The organism is Burkholderia stagnalis, assembly GCF_039848545.1.
In the GTDB taxonomy this organism is placed as follows: Bacteria; Pseudomonadota; Gammaproteobacteria; order Burkholderiales; family Burkholderiaceae; genus Burkholderia; species Burkholderia stagnalis.
In genome coordinates this window covers 700308-715257 of sequence record NZ_CP156687.1, presented here as the reverse complement: position 1 = coordinate 715257, position 14950 = coordinate 700308, and the positions used below count along the sequence as shown (strand labels likewise).

General features: G+C 68.0%; 12 protein-coding genes. 8 read left to right on the top strand and 4 right to left on the bottom strand.

Going from position 1 to position 14950, the window contains the following annotated elements; all coding sequences use genetic code 11:
- The first annotated feature begins 64 nt into the window (after positions 1–64).
- The 3 genes from ABFO07_RS33925 (at position 65) to ABFO07_RS33915 (ending at position 3154) form a co-directional block, all read left to right on the top strand.
- Positions 65–1768 carry a site-specific integrase gene (locus tag ABFO07_RS33925; RefSeq protein WP_059881409.1) on the top strand — a complete coding sequence of 568 codons (1704 nt, stop codon included), beginning with the start codon at positions 65–67 and terminating at the stop codon, positions 1766–1768.
- A gap of 89 nt (positions 1769–1857) precedes the next feature.
- Positions 1858–2199, top strand: a complete 342-nt coding sequence (locus tag ABFO07_RS33920; protein WP_059557925.1) for a TfoX/Sxy family protein — start codon at positions 1858–1860, stop codon at positions 2197–2199.
- Positions 2200–2242: 43 nt separating this feature from the next.
- On the top strand, positions 2243–3154 hold the full coding sequence (locus tag ABFO07_RS33915) for a hypothetical protein (RefSeq protein ID WP_155651136.1): 912 nt from the start codon (positions 2243–2245) through the stop codon (positions 3152–3154).
- A gap of 63 nt (positions 3155–3217) precedes the next feature.
- Here the strand turns inward: ABFO07_RS33915 and ABFO07_RS33910 are convergent, their stop codons facing one another.
- The 4 genes from ABFO07_RS33910 to ABFO07_RS34835 form a co-directional block, all read right to left on the bottom strand.
- The gene (locus ABFO07_RS33910; RefSeq protein ID WP_347469790.1) at positions 3218–5341 is read right to left on the bottom strand and encodes a hypothetical protein; all 2124 of its coding nucleotides are present in this window, start codon (positions 5339–5341) and stop codon (positions 3218–3220) included.
- Between the two features lie 85 nt (positions 5342–5426).
- Positions 5427–5672: a hypothetical protein gene (locus ABFO07_RS33905; protein ID WP_059892939.1), complete on the bottom strand. Its 246-nt coding sequence runs from the start codon at positions 5670–5672 to the stop codon at positions 5427–5429.
- 392 nt (positions 5673–6064) lie between these two features.
- Positions 6065–7387, bottom strand: coding sequence for a HipA domain-containing protein (locus tag ABFO07_RS33900; protein ID WP_347469789.1), 1323 nt, complete (start codon positions 7385–7387; stop codon positions 6065–6067).
- Positions 7380–7898, bottom strand: a complete 519-nt coding sequence (locus tag ABFO07_RS34835; RefSeq protein WP_430733093.1) for a helix-turn-helix domain-containing protein — start codon at positions 7896–7898, stop codon at positions 7380–7382. The genes ABFO07_RS33900 and ABFO07_RS34835 overlap by 8 nt, the downstream gene beginning before the upstream one ends.
- An 833-nt stretch (positions 7899–8731) precedes the next feature.
- On the opposite strand from ABFO07_RS34835, the gene ABFO07_RS33890 reads away from it, so the two are divergent.
- The 5 genes from ABFO07_RS33890 to ABFO07_RS33870 all read left to right on the top strand — a co-directional run bounded on the left by ABFO07_RS33890 (position 8732) and on the right by ABFO07_RS33870 (position 14935).
- Positions 8732–10324 carry a DUF2957 domain-containing protein gene (locus ABFO07_RS33890; RefSeq protein ID WP_059881414.1) on the top strand — a complete coding sequence of 531 codons (1593 nt, stop codon included), beginning with the start codon at positions 8732–8734 and terminating at the stop codon, positions 10322–10324.
- Positions 10325–10382: 58 nt separating this feature from the next.
- Positions 10383–11636, top strand: a complete 1254-nt coding sequence (locus tag ABFO07_RS33885; RefSeq protein ID WP_059809973.1) for a DUF2957 domain-containing protein — start codon at positions 10383–10385, stop codon at positions 11634–11636.
- 31 nt (positions 11637–11667) lie between these two features.
- Positions 11668–12492 carry an OmpW/AlkL family protein gene (locus ABFO07_RS33880; RefSeq protein ID WP_059557912.1) on the top strand — a complete coding sequence of 275 codons (825 nt, stop codon included), beginning with the start codon at positions 11668–11670 and terminating at the stop codon, positions 12490–12492.
- A gap of 113 nt (positions 12493–12605) precedes the next feature.
- On the top strand, positions 12606–13100 hold the full coding sequence (locus ABFO07_RS33875; RefSeq protein ID WP_059809975.1) for a hypothetical protein: 495 nt from the start codon (positions 12606–12608) through the stop codon (positions 13098–13100).
- A gap of 275 nt (positions 13101–13375) precedes the next feature.
- Positions 13376–14935: a DHA2 family efflux MFS transporter permease subunit gene (locus ABFO07_RS33870; RefSeq protein WP_059557907.1), complete on the top strand. Its 1560-nt coding sequence runs from the start codon at positions 13376–13378 to the stop codon at positions 14933–14935.
- The last annotated feature ends 15 nt before the right edge of the window (positions 14936–14950 follow it).

The window sequence follows — 14950 nt, the reverse complement described above, 5'->3', positions numbered from 1 at the left end:
ATATCGGTTCATCAAGATAATGAAAGTTATCTTAACGTCCGCATCCCTATGTCACAATGGCGCGATGAACCGGCCCCCGATCCTCCCCCGTCCGACCGAATCCGCCCCCGCCGACTTCCCCGATGCCGACGAACTTGCCGCGTTGCGCGCATGGTATGCGGGCATGGCCGTGCGCCAGGCGGTCGAACGCTATCTGCCGGACCGCCTCGGCGACGGGCGCTCCGCGCGCGGCGTGCTCGGCGGCATTCGCCGGCGCCTCGTCCGCGCGGCCCGGCTGGCCCGCCGCCCCGATCTCGAGCAGGTGCTGACGCACGCCGACGGTGAGCGTTTACGGGAAGCGAAAGCGGTCGGCGAAGCGGTCGAGATCCTGCGCCATGCGCGTGCGCCGGCGCCGCACATCGGCGACGACATCGACGGCTGGCTGCCGGCGCGCGCAGTCGCCACGCTGCGCGCGTTCGGCATTGCGACGCTGGCCGATCTCACCGTGCGGATTCCGCGCCGGCGCCAGTGGTGGAAGGCGATTCCCGGGCTCGGCGCGGCCAGCGCGCGCCGCATCGAGGCGTTTTTCGCCGCGCATCCCGAACTGACGGCGCGCGCGCGGGCGCTCGTCGCGGCGTCGCCGCACAGCGGCATCGTGCCGTGGGAGCAGTTGCGGCTGCCGCACGAGGTCGACGGCTCGGCCGGGACGTTCCGCGCGCCGCGCGCCACCTGCACGCTCGACGCGGACAACGATTACCACGCGGTGCAGGCGTGGCTGTCGCTGCACGAATCGGCCGCGACCCGGCGCGCGTACCGGAAGGAGGCCGAGCGGCTGATCCTGTGGGCGATCGTCGAACGCGGGCGGGCGCTGTCGTCGCTCACGACCGAGGACGCGGTCGCGTACCGCGCCTTCCTGCGCCGCCCGACGCCGCGCGAGCGCTGGGTCGGGCCGGTCCGGCCGCGCAGCGCGGCCGACTGGCGTCCGTTCTCCGGCGGGCTGTCGGCGCGCTCGGCGGCGTACACGCTGTCCGTGCTGGGCGCGCTGTTCCGCTGGCTGATCGAGCAGCGCTACCTGCTCGCGAATCCGTTCTCGGGCGTGAAGGTGCGCGACACGCGCCGCTCGATCGTGCTCGACACGTCGCACGCGTTCACCGAAGGGGAGTGGCTGCTGGTCCGCACCATTGCCGACGGGCTCGAATGGTCGTACGGCTGGGACGCGCCGGCCGCGCAGCGGCTGCGTTTCATCCTCGACTTCGGCTACGCGACGGGCCTGCGCGCGAGCGAACTGGTCGGCGCGACGCTCGGCGACATCGAAACCGACGCGCACGGCGATCCGTGGATCAAGGTGATCGGCAAGGGGCGCAAGGCGGCGCGGGTCGCGTTGCCGCCGCTCGCCCGCGCGGCGCTCGATCGTCACCTGGTCGCGCGCCGCCTGCCGGTCACGCCGAGCCGCTGGCGGCCCGATACGCCGTTGATTCCGAGCCTCGCCGAAGACGGCGGCGCGGCGATCACCAGCGTGCGGCTCTGGAAAGTGCTGCAGCGCTTCTTCGCGCAGACGGCCGGCATCGTCGACGCGGACAACCCGGCGCTCGCCGCGAAGCTGCGGCAGGCGAGCCCGCACTGGATGCGCCACACGCATGCGACTCACGCGCTCGCGCGCGGCGCGGAGCTGACCACCGTGCGGGACAATCTCCGTCACGCGTCGATCTCGACGACGTCGATCTACCTGCACGGCGACGACGTGAAGCGCGCGCGCCAGTTGTCCGACGCGTTTTCGGCAGACAAGTGAACAGTTGGCGCCGGCCGCCGCTTGCGTTCGCCGGTTCGATCGCCTACCGTCGTCACCCATGCGGCCGGGCCGCCTTTCCAGGAAGATTCATGGCATCCAGTCAAAGCACGGTGGATTTCATCGTCGAGCAGATGGCCGCGGCCGGCGCCATCTCGGCGAAGAAGATGTTCGGCGAATTCGGCGTCTACTGCGACGACAAGATCGTCGCGCTCGTGTGCGACGACCGCCTGTTCGTCAAGCCGACGCCCGACGGCAAGGCGTTTCTCGGCACGTTCGAGGAAGACAGCCCGTATCCGGGCGCGAAGCCCTATCTCGTGATCCCGGGCGAACGGTGGGACGATCATGCATGGCTGTCCCGGCTGATCGCGATCACGGCCGCGCAATTGCCGCCGCCGAAGCCGCGCAGCCGCACGCGCAAAGGCGTAAGCTGAACGGCATGCGCACGCAACGTGCGCCGATTGCCGGAGCATGCGAATGTCGACCCCTGTAACACCCTGCGCGAACCGGCCATTCCGGCCGGTGTGGCGCGTCGTCCTCGCGGCATGCGGCCTGTGCTGGAGCGTACTGTCGTTCGGCGCGGACCCAGCCGCCACGTTGCGCAACCGATACGGCGACCTGTCCGAACAACTGAAGCGCAACCCGTTCAACCGCCCGCTGTACCTCGAATCGTCGGAAGCGAACGCCACGCTCAAGGGCGACATCTACGCGGTGGTGGATTACCCGTACACGGTGGTCAACGGCAAGCTCAACGACCCCGCGCAGGGCCCCGCGAACTGGTGCGCGGTGCTGATCCTGCATCTGAACGTCAAGTATTGCCATGCGTCGGCCGCCGGCGACGACGCCGTGCTCGACGTCAACATCGGCAGGAAGATCGAGCAGCAGCTGAGCGATACCTATCGCGTCGCGTTTCGCTACCGCACGCAGCCGGCCACGCCGGGCTACTTCCAGGTCGGCCTCAATGCGGACAGCGGGCCGATGAGCACGAAGGACTACCGCATCTCGCTGGAGGCGGTGCCGCTCGGCGACACGCGCACGTTCCTGCACCTGACCTACTCGTATGGCTTCGGCACGCTCGGGCGCGTCGCGATGAAGACCTATCTGGCCACGGTCGGCCGCGACAAGGTCGGCTTCACGACGGTCGGCGCGCCCGCCGGTACGCCGCCCGACTATATCGGCGGCGTGCGCGGGCTGCTGGAGCGCAACACGATGCGCTACTACCTCGCGATCGATGCGTACCTCGGCACGCTCGACAAGCCGCTCGACCAGCGCCTCGCCCGCTGGTTCGACGCGACCGAGCAGTACGCGCGGCAGCTCCACGAAATGGACCGGCAGGACTATCTGCAGATGAAGGCGAAGGAGGTCCAGCGCCAGCAGGCCGCGCGGTAGCCAGCCCCGATGCGCGCACGCCCGCGTGCAAGCGGGCGTGCGTGCTTCCACCGGATCGGCAGGCTACTTCCAGACCGGCGCCGGCGTGATCAGCATCGTATAGGCCGTCGCCGGCAGCAGCGTCACGTACGAGATCGACTGGCCGCCGTAGGTCTCGATCGACGTGCCGAACCTGACGCCCGTCACGGGCACGACGACGGATTGCCCGTCGGTGCGCGCGCCGCTCACGGTGATCGCCGTGCCGGGCGTCAGCGTGGCGACGACGTTCGACGTGTTGTAGATGCCGCGCTGGAACGCCAGCGTGCCGAGGTCGGTCAGGTACGGGCTGACGATCGGCAGGTTCTTGTAGTACTTGTTGTATTTCGTCAGCGTCGCGTTCAGCAGGTCGCCCAGCAGGAAGCTCTGCCCGCCGTAGTTGCGCAGGTTCGACTGGTGGAACATCATCGGCCGGTTGTCGAACGTGAGCAGGTACGACACCAGCGTGTCGGACACCTTGTCGAGCACCTGCGCATACGTGAGGTCGAAGCCCCAGCGCGTCGGATCGATCCCGTTCGCGCCGTAGAAGTAGTTGTACTCGTCGACCCACTCCTGCGGCTGCGACACGTTGTAGAACAGCGCGGTCGCGTAACGCGGCACCTCGAAGATTCCCTGGTTCACGCAGTTGAACTTGCCGGTATTGAACGCGGGCAGCGGCCACGGCGTGCCGTTGTTATTGATCGGGCAGCCCGCCGTGCCGACCTGTGGCGTCGGTTTCGACGAATCGGACACCAGCACCCGCGTGCCGAACGACACCAGCGCGCCGAGCGTCGTCGGGTTGTACAGGCCGGAGATCTCCGGCGTCACGAGCGTCTGCGTCGAATAGGTCGAGAAGCCGAAGCGGCGTGCCACGTTGTGGTTGCTCTGCATTTCGGTCGTGACCTGGCCGGCCGTGGTCGTGAACGGCGGATCCAGCAGCAGGTGGTCGTACGTGTGGCTGATCCACTTGAAGCGGTTCTGGTTCGAGCGGACCTGCGTGGTCAGCGAATCGGTGCCGGTGGCCGGGTAGTCGCCGAGGCCGCCGTACGCCGTGCCGAACCCCGAGCCGTTGAACGCGAACGAGAACTTCAGGGCCGCCGCATTGGCGGTCTTGCCGTTGACGTTCGACTGCCACTTGACGACGTTGTTGAGATCGGCGCCGGTCATCCGGTACTCGCACGAGGTCGTGCCCGTGTACGACGCGACCGATCCGGGCGGATTGCCGAGCGGGCAGAGCCCGTTCGGGCTCGTGCCGGTCACGGCGCCGGTCCTCACGTCGTACCAGAGGCCGGTGAGGTCCGATTGCGCATACGGAAAGATCTCGTCCGGAATGCCGATGTCGTCCACCTGCGGATCGATGTATACGTGCCGGTTGCCGAGGAACAGCCCGCGCGTGAGCCAGTTGACGAGGCCGTACGACAGCGTCATCGAATGGAGCAGGAACGGGTTGTTGTCGAACATCAGCGACAGGATTTCCCGCGACGTGCTGTCGCCCGCGAGCGGCGTGGTATTGCCGAACAGGCAGGTTGCGGCGATCGGGTAGGTGACGTTGTTCGCGCCGGCCGCCTGCAGCACCGGCGTGACGGTCGTGCCGGCCGGCAGCGGGCTTGCCGGCGACGCGAAATAGGTCCATGCGTTCTGCACGGTGAGCGGGTTGCTCGCGGTCGTGCCGGCGTTCATGTACGGGAACAGGGCCGCGCCCGCCGCCGTGAACGTCGACGGCAGCGGCGACGCGGTGGTGTCGCGGTAGCCGACGTACTGCAGGCACGCCGTGTCGCCCGGCCACGTATAGACGCTCGCGAGCCGCACGTTGTACTTGAACTGGTAGCGCGCGAGCGCTGTCGCGAGCGCGCCGCCGGAGAACGGGTTCATGTAGCGGGCGTCGCTGATCGGCATCAGGATGCCCTGGTACAGCGCGTGGTTGCCGGTTTCGAGCGGCGGCAGCGTCGGGTTGCTGGTGTCGTAGCTGTACACCGTGTACGGCACGCCGACGCGGTCGAGAATCGCCTGTGCGGCCTGCAGTTCCGGCCCGTTGCCGGTCTGCTGGCTCGCGAGGATCAGGATCTTCATGTCGATCTGTGCGTCGAGCGGCACGGCGTGGCCGGCGTTCGCGATCATGCAAAGCCACGCGACGACGATGCCGCGCGTCAGGATGTTTGGAAAACGAAACAATTTTCGGATTGCGCTCATGACGAACCTCACGCAACGAGTAGCGGGTGATCGGACGTTTCCCCTGGGCACTGCAATGGTTCGGCGCTTAGTTTTTTTTCGGCGTGACGGCCTGTCGGCTCATTGCCTCGCCCGGATGCGGGCCGGAGGGCAGCGACGCGCGCTGCGCGGGCAACTGCGCGTTGGGCGCGAGCCGTTGATGGCCGATGGCGCGCTTGCCGGCGGCGAGCGTCGGCGGCGAATCGAGGGCGGAGAAGGCGGCCAGGGCGGTGCAGGCGGCGCACAGCAGCGTGCGCCACGCGAGCCGGTGCCGTCTGATTCGGCAGGGGTTCATCGTGTCCTCGTAGCTTCGCAGGCGCGGCTGGATATGTTGCAGAAGTGACCATGCATCCGGCTGCGTGGCCTGCGCTCCACGCGCGCCGGCACGGCCCGGTGTTACCCGGGACGATGGCGAATGGTCTCCTGCACAAGCCGGTGCGTCGTGGGGCGCCGGCACAGCAACGCGTTCCGCGAAGGGAGGCGGCACGCTGCGGCGCTGTCGCGACGGCACGATGCCCGGCTTGCACGTTTCATGTAAGCCACTCGCATGCCATGTCTTGCAAGTGGTTGATTTTTTGGAGGGTTCTAGAGGGAGGCGGCGATGCGCCGTCTGGAAATCGTAATGAAACGTTTCAGGTTTGACACGCGGCGGCGGGAAGGCGGGGCGGTCGTACGCGCGGAGCGCGCTCAGCGCGCCCGCAGCTGCGCGACCATCTCGTGGATCACGATATGGCGGATCGCCCTCAGCAGCCGGACTTCGCCGCCCAGCGTCGCCGTGAGCTCCGGGCGTTCGGCCATCATCGCGTCGTTGTCGCGGCCGATTTCGAGCAGCAGCATGTCGGCCTGAGCCGGAATGCGCTGCAGCAGGTCGTCGATCTGGCGCAGCGCGGTCGCGCGCGTCAGGCCGAGCGCCGCGCCGGCCGCCACGAGCACCTCGCGCGTGAAATCCGCGTAGCGCTGCACGCCGGCCACCGGCCGCGTGAATTCCGCGAGATCGGGCCAGCGGCTGCGCGGGCTGTAGGTCGCGGTGTCGTACACGCTGTCGCACAGCAGGTCGTAGTGCGGCGCGAGCGACAGGCCGCTGTCGGCGACGACGAAGCTCAGGTTCTTCAGGTGCGAATCGCCGTTGCCGACCGCGATGCAGAACACGAGCCAGCGGAAGATCCGCAGCCGCGCCGGCGCCGGCGCGCGGCATGCCTGCGCGAGCGCCGCGAGCGCGTCCAGCGACCAGCCCGAATATTTCATCGTCGCGGCCAGGTTGAGCACCTGGCAGCCGTCGATCGCGTGACGCCGCTCGACGCCTTCGTCGGTCATGTCGCGATCGAAGCGGCGGATCACGTAGACGGGGGACGGCACGTAGCGGCGCTCGACGTCGGGCACGTCGAGGCCGACGCGGCGCGCCAGCGTCATCACGAACCACTCGTTGACGACCGAATGCGGGTATTCGTGCGCGTGCGGGTGATTCGGCTTGAGGATGTGGGTCGACACGGCCTGGCCGCTCGGCTCGAACAGCCGGCCGTCGTGCAGTACGACGGGCAGCTTGTGCTGCGCGCCCGCGAGCGACATCTTCTTCGGCGCATCGTGCGTGAGCGGGACGCTCGGCAGGTGGCGGATGCGCGCATCGAGTTCCGCGTCGTCGAGCGGGCGCAGGCGCGTATCGTCGTCGGTGCGATCGTCGGGCACGCGCAGCGTGACCGAGCCGGCCGATTCGCGGCCGTAGTGCGCGAGCAGCGCGAACGCGTCGCCGATGTCGGGCAGCCCCGCGTCGCTCGCGAGCAGCGCGCGCACGGTCTCCTCGGGCAGCAGGTTGTCGAAATACCACTGCACCGGGCGCGTGGTGGCGCCGTCGCGCAGCAACGCGGCCTGCAGCGGCAGGTGCGGGCTCAGCGCGAAACGCGCCGGGGCGTCGAGCCAGGACGGCGCGTATTCGAACGCCCACAGGTTCTGGTTTTCGTGCAGCGTGCCGATGCGCTGGCCGTCGATCGACGCGACGAGGGTTCGCTCAGTCATTCGGCGTTTCCTTGGCGGGCCGCGCCGCGTCCGCCTCGGCCAGCACGCGGCGCGCGATGTCCAGCGCGCGCGACGCGGCGGGCGGGCCGGCGGATTCCGCGGTGGCGGCGCCGGCCAGCAGCAGCCGGGCGGCGTTCAGCACGCGTTCGGGGGCGGGCGGGGCGCCGGCATGATCGCCTGCCGTGCGCACCGCGTCGCTGGTGCGCAGCAGCAATTGCTCGGCGGCGCGCCGCGCCCTGACGCTCGCGCGGTGGCTGGCCCGCGCGGACTGGCGCTCGAGCAGTTCGTCGTTCGCGTCGGGGATGTCGACCACCACCCGCACGCCGAGCCCCTGCAGGATCTGGAACAGCTTGCCCCACTGGACGGTGTCCGCGCCGCGCTCGGCCTTGACCATGAACGACTCGCTGACGCCGACGCTGCCGGCGGCATCGTCCTGGCGCAGGTTCTGCACCTTGCGCGCGGCGCGAATCACGCCGCCGATGTCGGATGCCTGTTCGATCGTGTAACGCATGTCGTGGAACTCCAGCGGCGGAAGCGGCGAAGGCCGGCGGGAATGAAACTGTGCGATCACACAGTATTGCATCAAAATGGCGAAATGCAAGGGGGAAACCGTACGATCGGCGAGTTTTTGGAAGTTTGACTGGAAATTCGCAGAAAACTGCTCGATCGAATAGTTTTTGTGAGAGCAAGCCTCGAATCGGCTGAAAAACCGTTCAAGCGCACAGTCTCGACAGATGCGACAGAGCAGACGATTACACGTCGTAATCGGTGCCGCGATTCATGTTTGCGTTGTATGCAATGATCGCGTGACTTGCTCATTATCCCGCAATGCACCATGAAAACCGGCCAAAAAAGGCATTTCCGGGGTGCTCGCTTCACAATTGGAAGCTGTTTGAAAAAACGTTAAGCGCCTACTGACACCTTGCCTCTCGCGCTATGCAATGTTTGGAATTCAGCATCAATTTACATGTCGCATTCGTCGGATCATAGTCTGACCAAACACGCAGCACCATAACGACGACCGGGTACCGACGGAGACCGAAATGAGACGCAGCAACGAGGCGCCGGCCAGGCAATTCCATTTCACGCGGACCGCCCGACAGGGCTCGGCACGCAACGTGCCGGCATCCCGCGCGACCGGCTGCTAGCCGGCGCTCCCAACGCAACACTTCATTCGCTTTCGCGCGCCGGCGCATCGTCCGGCGCGCGAGGGTTGTGCACGCGCGCTCTGGCCGACAGGGGGCGGCGCGCGATCCCGGCTGCCGTGCGCGACGGCCGGTACCAACGGCGACGGGCCGACGAGCCTGCGCCGACGAGACATACGTTCATCAATAGGAGGGGCTGATGCGTTTCAAGCCTGGGCTGTCCGTTTTATTGTCCTGTGCCGTGGTGGTCGTGCCGTTCATCGCCGGGTGCGGCGGAGGCGACGATCCGGTGCCGATCAGCGTGCCGCAGTGCTCGGGCAGCACGTGCGGGCCGAGCGGCCCGATCACCCAGCCGCCTGTCGTCACGAAGCTGTGCCCCGACGCGCTCGACTACACGACGACCTACACGGGCGGCTCCGGCAGCGGCGAATACGTGAAGGTGCGCTTCGACACGACGAAGCAGACCTACCAGATGCAGTTCATCGAATCGTCGGTGCCGACGTCGGCCGGCCAGATCAACACGACGCGCGCGGGCCTCACGATCAGCGGCGCCTTCCATCACCCGACCAATCTGCCGACGGCCGAGCAGAACCGCTGCGCATTCATTCTCGACAGCGGCGCGACGAGCGACGGCAGCTATGCGGTGAAGATCAACCGCTTCGATCCGCCGATGCTGTTCGTCGGCAACGGCGTCGTCGGCGGCGGCATTCCCGGCGCGACGATCGCGTTCGACGGCATCGAGCTCGCGCCGGGCGTGGTGCTCGGCGTCGTGCCGTCGCGCGCGTTCGACTTCTATCCGTTCATCGGCTTCAGCGAGACCGAGACCGACTTCACGAAGGTCGCCGGCAACTACAACGAGCTCGGCATCCATCTGCAGCCGACCGGCACCTCGTTCCAGAGCGCGGCGCCGCAAGGCTGGCAGCCGGACGTCGTGAACTGGAACCAGACGCTGAACGCGGACGGCTCGTGCACGATCACGGCGGGCAGCGACTACTCGTGCCAGACGACAGGCACGCCGTGGACGCGGCGCACGAATGCGGACAACTCGCCCGACAACGTGTTCGTCAGCCAGTCGGCGGGCGGCGCGTATCCGGGCGCCGGGCAGACGCAGCCGCTGGTGATTCTCACGCCGACGCAGGCGAAGGGCATCATGATCGTCGGCAAGCTGAACGGCGTGCTCGTGCCGGTCGTGATTCGCGTCGGCTACGCGTTTTCGCCGCCCGGCAACCCGTTCGGCTCGGTCGCGGACGCCGAGATCGGCATCTCGGTGCTGGCCCCCGCGACGGCGTTGCCGGCGAACGCGATGCAGGGCGGCTTCGTCGGCGCGACGAGCGCATCCGCGTGCGGCGTCGTCGCGGACAACGGCGTGAAGGGCGCGCCCGCGCAGGGCGGCCCGGCCTTCGATGCGTCGAAGCCGCACCCGAACCTGCCGGGCTCGTTCGACGGCACGTTCTTCCTGCCGGGCGCCGGCAACTGCACGGACGGCAGCGCGGTCTCGTCGATCGCGGCGAACTACACGTCGACGCTGTTCCAGGGCGCGACGGCCGCGTTCATCAATCCGCAGACCTCCGGCGTGACGGGCCAGTTCGCGCTCGACTATGCGCAGGCGACGCCCGGCAAGATCAAGGTGACGGCGCTGCGCGACTTCAATGCGAGAAACGCGAACGGCGACGTGGCGATCATCAGCAAGGGCGACACCGGCTGGGCGGTGAAGATCGGCAACGTCTACGCGATGGTCGTGAACGACAGCCGGACCAACCCATTCTTCACGGTCGGCGCATTCATCCAGTAATCGTTCGTCAGGCGGGGCGGCGCAGGCCGCCGCCCTCGTCCATATATACAGGATTCCTATGAAAATCTCCCATTGGATGGCCGCTGCCGCATTCGCGCCGGTGCTCGCGGCATGCGGCGGCGACGGCGATCCGCCGCCGGCGCCGGTCGTGCGCCTGTGCCCGCAGCAGATCGACTACGGCACGGCATTCATCGGCGGCGCCGGGTCGGGCGAACTCGTGAAGGTGCAGCTCGACACCGTGAAGATGACGTTCCGGATCACCTATCTCGCGTCGCCGGTGCCGGGCGCGCCAGGCACCGTGCAGCCGACCCGCGACGCCGCGCCGTACAACGTCCTGGACGGCACGCTCACCGCGGAAACCGGCCTGCCGACGCTGAAGCTGAACCAGTGCACGTTCCGCCTGAACAACGCGAGCCTCGACCCCGCGCGGCCGGCCCGCATGTTCCTCGGCGAGGGCGTGCTGGGCGGCGCGATCCCCGGCTCGACGATCCAGTTCGACGGCATGATCGGCGTCGGCCGGATCACGAAGACGACCTACCCGACTTACCCGTTCGTCAGCTTCTCGCAGCAGGAAACCGACCTGTCGAAGATCGCGGGTACCTACAACCAGCTCGGCTATCACCAGGTGCCGTCGCAGAATTTCACGGAGGTCGGGCTCGACCAGTCGGTGACGATCCGCGCCGACGGCAGCTTCTCCGAGACCGACAACCTCGGCGTGCGCAACGGCGGCGCGCCGCTCGAATCGTCCGCGCTGATCAACCGCAACTTCACGCTGCGCACGGATGCGCCGGCCTTCCAGTCGATCAACTACCAGCCGCAGATTCCGGCGACGCTCGCCGCCGTGGATCCGGCCAGGGCCGGGCGCGGCATCATGATCGTCGGCAAGCTGCGCAACCAGCTCGTGCCGGTCCTGATCCGCACCGGGGCCGCGAATGCCGACCTGACGCAGGGCGCGCCGTCCGCCGACGACGAATCGGGCATCTCGATCCTGAGCCCGCGCAACACGCTCGCGTCCGGCTCGCAGGACGGCGAGTACACCGGCCTCGACAACCGGCTCGACTACCGCGCGACCGCGCTGGTCGGCCCGGAGGCGACGCTGCTCGATCCGTTCAATGCGTCGCAGGCCGCGCTCACGCGCGCGCTGAATCTCGACTACACGCAGCGCGTGCCGGGCGTGATCACGACGGTGCATACGGATGCGGCGACGGGCCCGGCCACCGGCAAGTTCGTGTTCACGGGCGGCGTATTCGGCTTCCTCGATACGAGCATCGCGAGCCATCCGTATTTCACGATCGGCGCATTCGTGCAATGACGCCGGCAGACGCACCATGCGAGGAGATCAAATGAAGAAGCTGTTTGCTGCCGGCTTCGCCGCCGCGATGCCGCTGCTCGCGTGCGCCCAGCAGGCGGGCGACAACGTCGCGACGCTCGGCTGGCTGCACGTGATGCCGCAGGGCTCGGGCGGCCCGCTGACCACCAACGTCGTGAATTCGCCGATGAACGGCCCGCTGCGCCTGCCGAGCTCGTTCACGTCGCCGGGCACGAGCCTCACCGTCAACAACGCCGACACGGTCGGCCTCACGCTCACGCACTTCTTCACCGACCACATCGCGGTGACGTCGGTGCTCGGCATTCCGCCGGAGTTCGCGCTGACCGGGCACGGGACGATCCGCCCGTTCGGCCCGAGCGGCTCGCTCGGCAACGTCGTGCTCGACACGCCGTCGAACCAGCCGATCGTGAAGAACGCGCGGCAGTGGAGCCCGACCGTGATCCTGCAGTACTACTTCAACGCGCCGAACGCGCGCTTCCGGCCGTTCGTCGGGATCGGCGTCGCGTACAGCTGGTTCTCGAACATCGAGCTGAACGGCAACTTCGCGCGCGACGTGAACGAGAACCTCGGCAGCGTGCTGGCGGCGGGCGCGGGCAAGCCGGGGCCGACGTCGGTCGAGGGGAAGGCGTCGTCGTCGTTCACGCCGGTCTACAACCTCGGCGCGAGCTATGCGATCACGAACCGCTGGTCGGTGACCGCGACGCTGTCGTACATGCCGCTCAAGACGTATTCGACGCTGACCATCAAGGCGGCCGACGGCTCGACGCTCGCGACGACGCGCTCGAAGGTGAAGGCGGACCCGCTGATCACGTTCGTCGGCATCTCCTACAAGTTCTGACCCGGCGGGCGCCCGCCGGGCGCCATGCCGGGTTCCCTCGGCGCGCTGGCCGGTCCGGTTCGCGCGCCGACCATTCGGCGGCTCGCCGCCATTCGTCAAGTGAGGCCAGTACCATGAAGATTCGCAAAGCCGTTTCTGTCGTTGCTGCGCTTGCATTGTCGTCCGCGCTCGCCGCGCCCGCGTTCGCCGTCGTCGTGTCGCGCACGGACGGCCAGCCGATGAACCCCAATGGCGAACCGTTTTCCGCAACGGGCATCACCGCGCTGAGCAAGGGCACGATCAGCGCGAACTGCACGGCGACATTCAACGGCACGATCACGCCGACCGGCAGCGTGGTGATCACGTCGGCGCAGTTCACGGGCGGCGGCACCTGCGGGCTGATCTCGGCCGGCGGAACCCCGTGGACCGGGCAGGCGGACACCGCGACGCAGCTGTCGATCAACAACGTGAAGGTCGCGGTGACGCTGCTCGGCAACTGCGGCCCGAGCAAGGTCGTGGCGACGTGGAGCGATCCGAACTCGTCGCTGACGTTCAACAACGCGGCGCTGACGCCGGACTGCAAGGTGAGCGGCACGCTGCTGACGTCGCCGAAGCTCCACGTGCAGTAAAGCACCCGGGCGGGCCGCGCGTCACGAGCGCGCGGCTGCCCTGCGGATGCGCGCCGATCATCCGTATCGGCGCGACGCCGCGCGCGCCGCTTGTGCCGCTTGTGCCGCGACGATTCCCATCGAAGCCGGCAATGATTTCATGCGGCAAGCAGTATTGATGCCGAAGGTTCCCGCCCACTAGTCTGTAGCCCGGCGCGTCGCCCGTTGCGCGACGCCGGCGGCCCCGCTTCACGCGGCGCGCGCCCGATTCCTCTCATTCCGGGACCGCAGACCACATGGCTTCCTCTTCTCCCATCCCGCCGCTGTCGGGCGGGAAGCTCGCGCTCGGCACGCTCGCGGTATCGCTCGCGATGTTCATGAACGTGCTCGACTCGTCGATCGCGAACGTCGCGATCCCGACGATCTCGGGCGACCTCGGCGTGTCCATCGACGAAGGCACCTGGGTGATCACGATCTTCGCGGCCGCCAACGCGGTGTCGATTCCGCTCACGGGCTGGCTCACGCAGCGCTTCGGCCAGGTGCGGCTGTTCGTGACGTCGATCCTGCTGTTCGTGCTCGCGTCATGGCTGTGCGGCGTCGCGCCGAACCTGCCGACGCTGCTCGGCGCGCGGATCCTGCAGGGCGCGGTGGCCGGGCCGCTCGCGCCGCTGTCGCAGGCGCTGCTGCTCGGCGCCTGGCCGCGGCAGAAATCGGCGACCGCGCTCGCGCTGTGGTCGATGACGGCGCTCGTCGGGCCGATCGCGGGCCCGTCGCTCGGCGGCTGGATCACGTACGACTACAACTGGTCGTGGATCTTCTACATCAACGTTCCGGTGGGCTTCTTCGCGGCGGCCGTCACCTGGATGGTGTTCCGCGATCGCGAATCGCCGGTGCGCCGCCTGCCGATCGACACGGTCGGGCTCGGGCTGCTGGTGCTGTGGGTGGCGTCGCTGCAGATCATGCTGGACAAGGGCCGCGACCTCGACTGGTTCGACTCGCCCGTGATCGTCACGCTCGGCATCGTCGCGCTGATCGGCTTCGTGCTGTTCCTGATCTGGGAGCTGACCGAGCCGAACCCGGTCGTCGACATCCGCCTGTTCACGCAGCGCAACTTCGCGGGCGGCACGATCGCGATCTCGGTCGCGTACGGGATGTTCTTCGGCACGCTGGTGCTGCTGCCGCAATGGATGCAGAGCAACCTCGGCTACCGCGCCATCGATTCGGGGCTCACGACCGCGCCGCTCGGCATCTTCGCGGTCCTGCTGACGCCGGTGATGGGCCGCATCCTGCCGCGCAGCGACCCGCGCTATATCGCGACGCTCGCGTTCGTCGGCTTCGCGGCCGTATTCATGATGCGCACGCGCTTCTACGCCGACGTGTCGAACCGGGATCTCGTGTTGCCGACGCTGCTGCAGGGCATCCCGATGGCGATGTTCTTCGTGCCGCTCACGTCGATCATCCTGTCGGGCCTGCCGCCCGAGAAGATTCCGGCCGCCGCGGGCCTGTCGAATTTCGGGCGCACGTTCTGCGGCGCGGTCGGCACGTCGCTGATCGGCAATGCATGGAACAACCGCACGATCCTGCACCACGCGCGGCTCACCGAACAGGCGAGCCCGACCAACCCGGATTTCACGCAGCAGATCGACACGGCCCGCTCGCTGCTCCATCTGGGCCCCGACGCGGCGCACGCGATGTTCAATGCGTCGGTCGACGCGCAGGCCGCGGTGATGGGGCTGAACGACATCTTCTACATTTCCGCGTTCATCTTCATCGCGATCATCCCGCTGATCTGGATCACCCGCCCCGCGAAGGCGGGCGGCGGCGCGGATTCCGCGGCGGCGGCGGGCGCGCACTGACGGGCCGAACGGCGG

What these genes read in the sequence shown, in the direction of transcription:
- ABFO07_RS33925 (WP_059881409.1), top strand. Translation starts at nt 65, where the DNA reads ATGAACCGGCCCCCGATCCTCCCCCGTCCGACCGAATCCGCCCCCGCC.
- ABFO07_RS33920 (WP_059557925.1), top strand. Translation starts at nt 1,858, where the DNA reads ATGGCATCCAGTCAAAGCACGGTGGATTTCATCGTCGAGCAGATGGCC.
- ABFO07_RS33915 (WP_155651136.1), top strand. Translation starts at nt 2,243, where the DNA reads ATGTCGACCCCTGTAACACCCTGCGCGAACCGGCCATTCCGGCCGGTG.
- ABFO07_RS33905 (WP_059892939.1), bottom strand. Translation starts at nt 5,672, where the DNA reads ATGAACCCCTGCCGAATCAGACGGCACCGGCTCGCGTGGCGCACGCTG.
- ABFO07_RS33900 (WP_347469789.1), bottom strand. Translation starts at nt 7,387, where the DNA reads ATGACTGAGCGAACCCTCGTCGCGTCGATCGACGGCCAGCGCATCGGC.
- ABFO07_RS34835 (WP_430733093.1), bottom strand. Translation starts at nt 7,898, where the DNA reads ATGCGTTACACGATCGAACAGGCATCCGACATCGGCGGCGTGATTCGC.
- ABFO07_RS33890 (WP_059881414.1), top strand. Translation starts at nt 8,732, where the DNA reads ATGCGTTTCAAGCCTGGGCTGTCCGTTTTATTGTCCTGTGCCGTGGTG.
- ABFO07_RS33885 (WP_059809973.1), top strand. Translation starts at nt 10,383, where the DNA reads ATGAAAATCTCCCATTGGATGGCCGCTGCCGCATTCGCGCCGGTGCTC.
- ABFO07_RS33880 (WP_059557912.1), top strand. Translation starts at nt 11,668, where the DNA reads ATGAAGAAGCTGTTTGCTGCCGGCTTCGCCGCCGCGATGCCGCTGCTC.
- ABFO07_RS33875 (WP_059809975.1), top strand. Translation starts at nt 12,606, where the DNA reads ATGAAGATTCGCAAAGCCGTTTCTGTCGTTGCTGCGCTTGCATTGTCG.
- ABFO07_RS33870 (WP_059557907.1), top strand. Translation starts at nt 13,376, where the DNA reads ATGGCTTCCTCTTCTCCCATCCCGCCGCTGTCGGGCGGGAAGCTCGCG.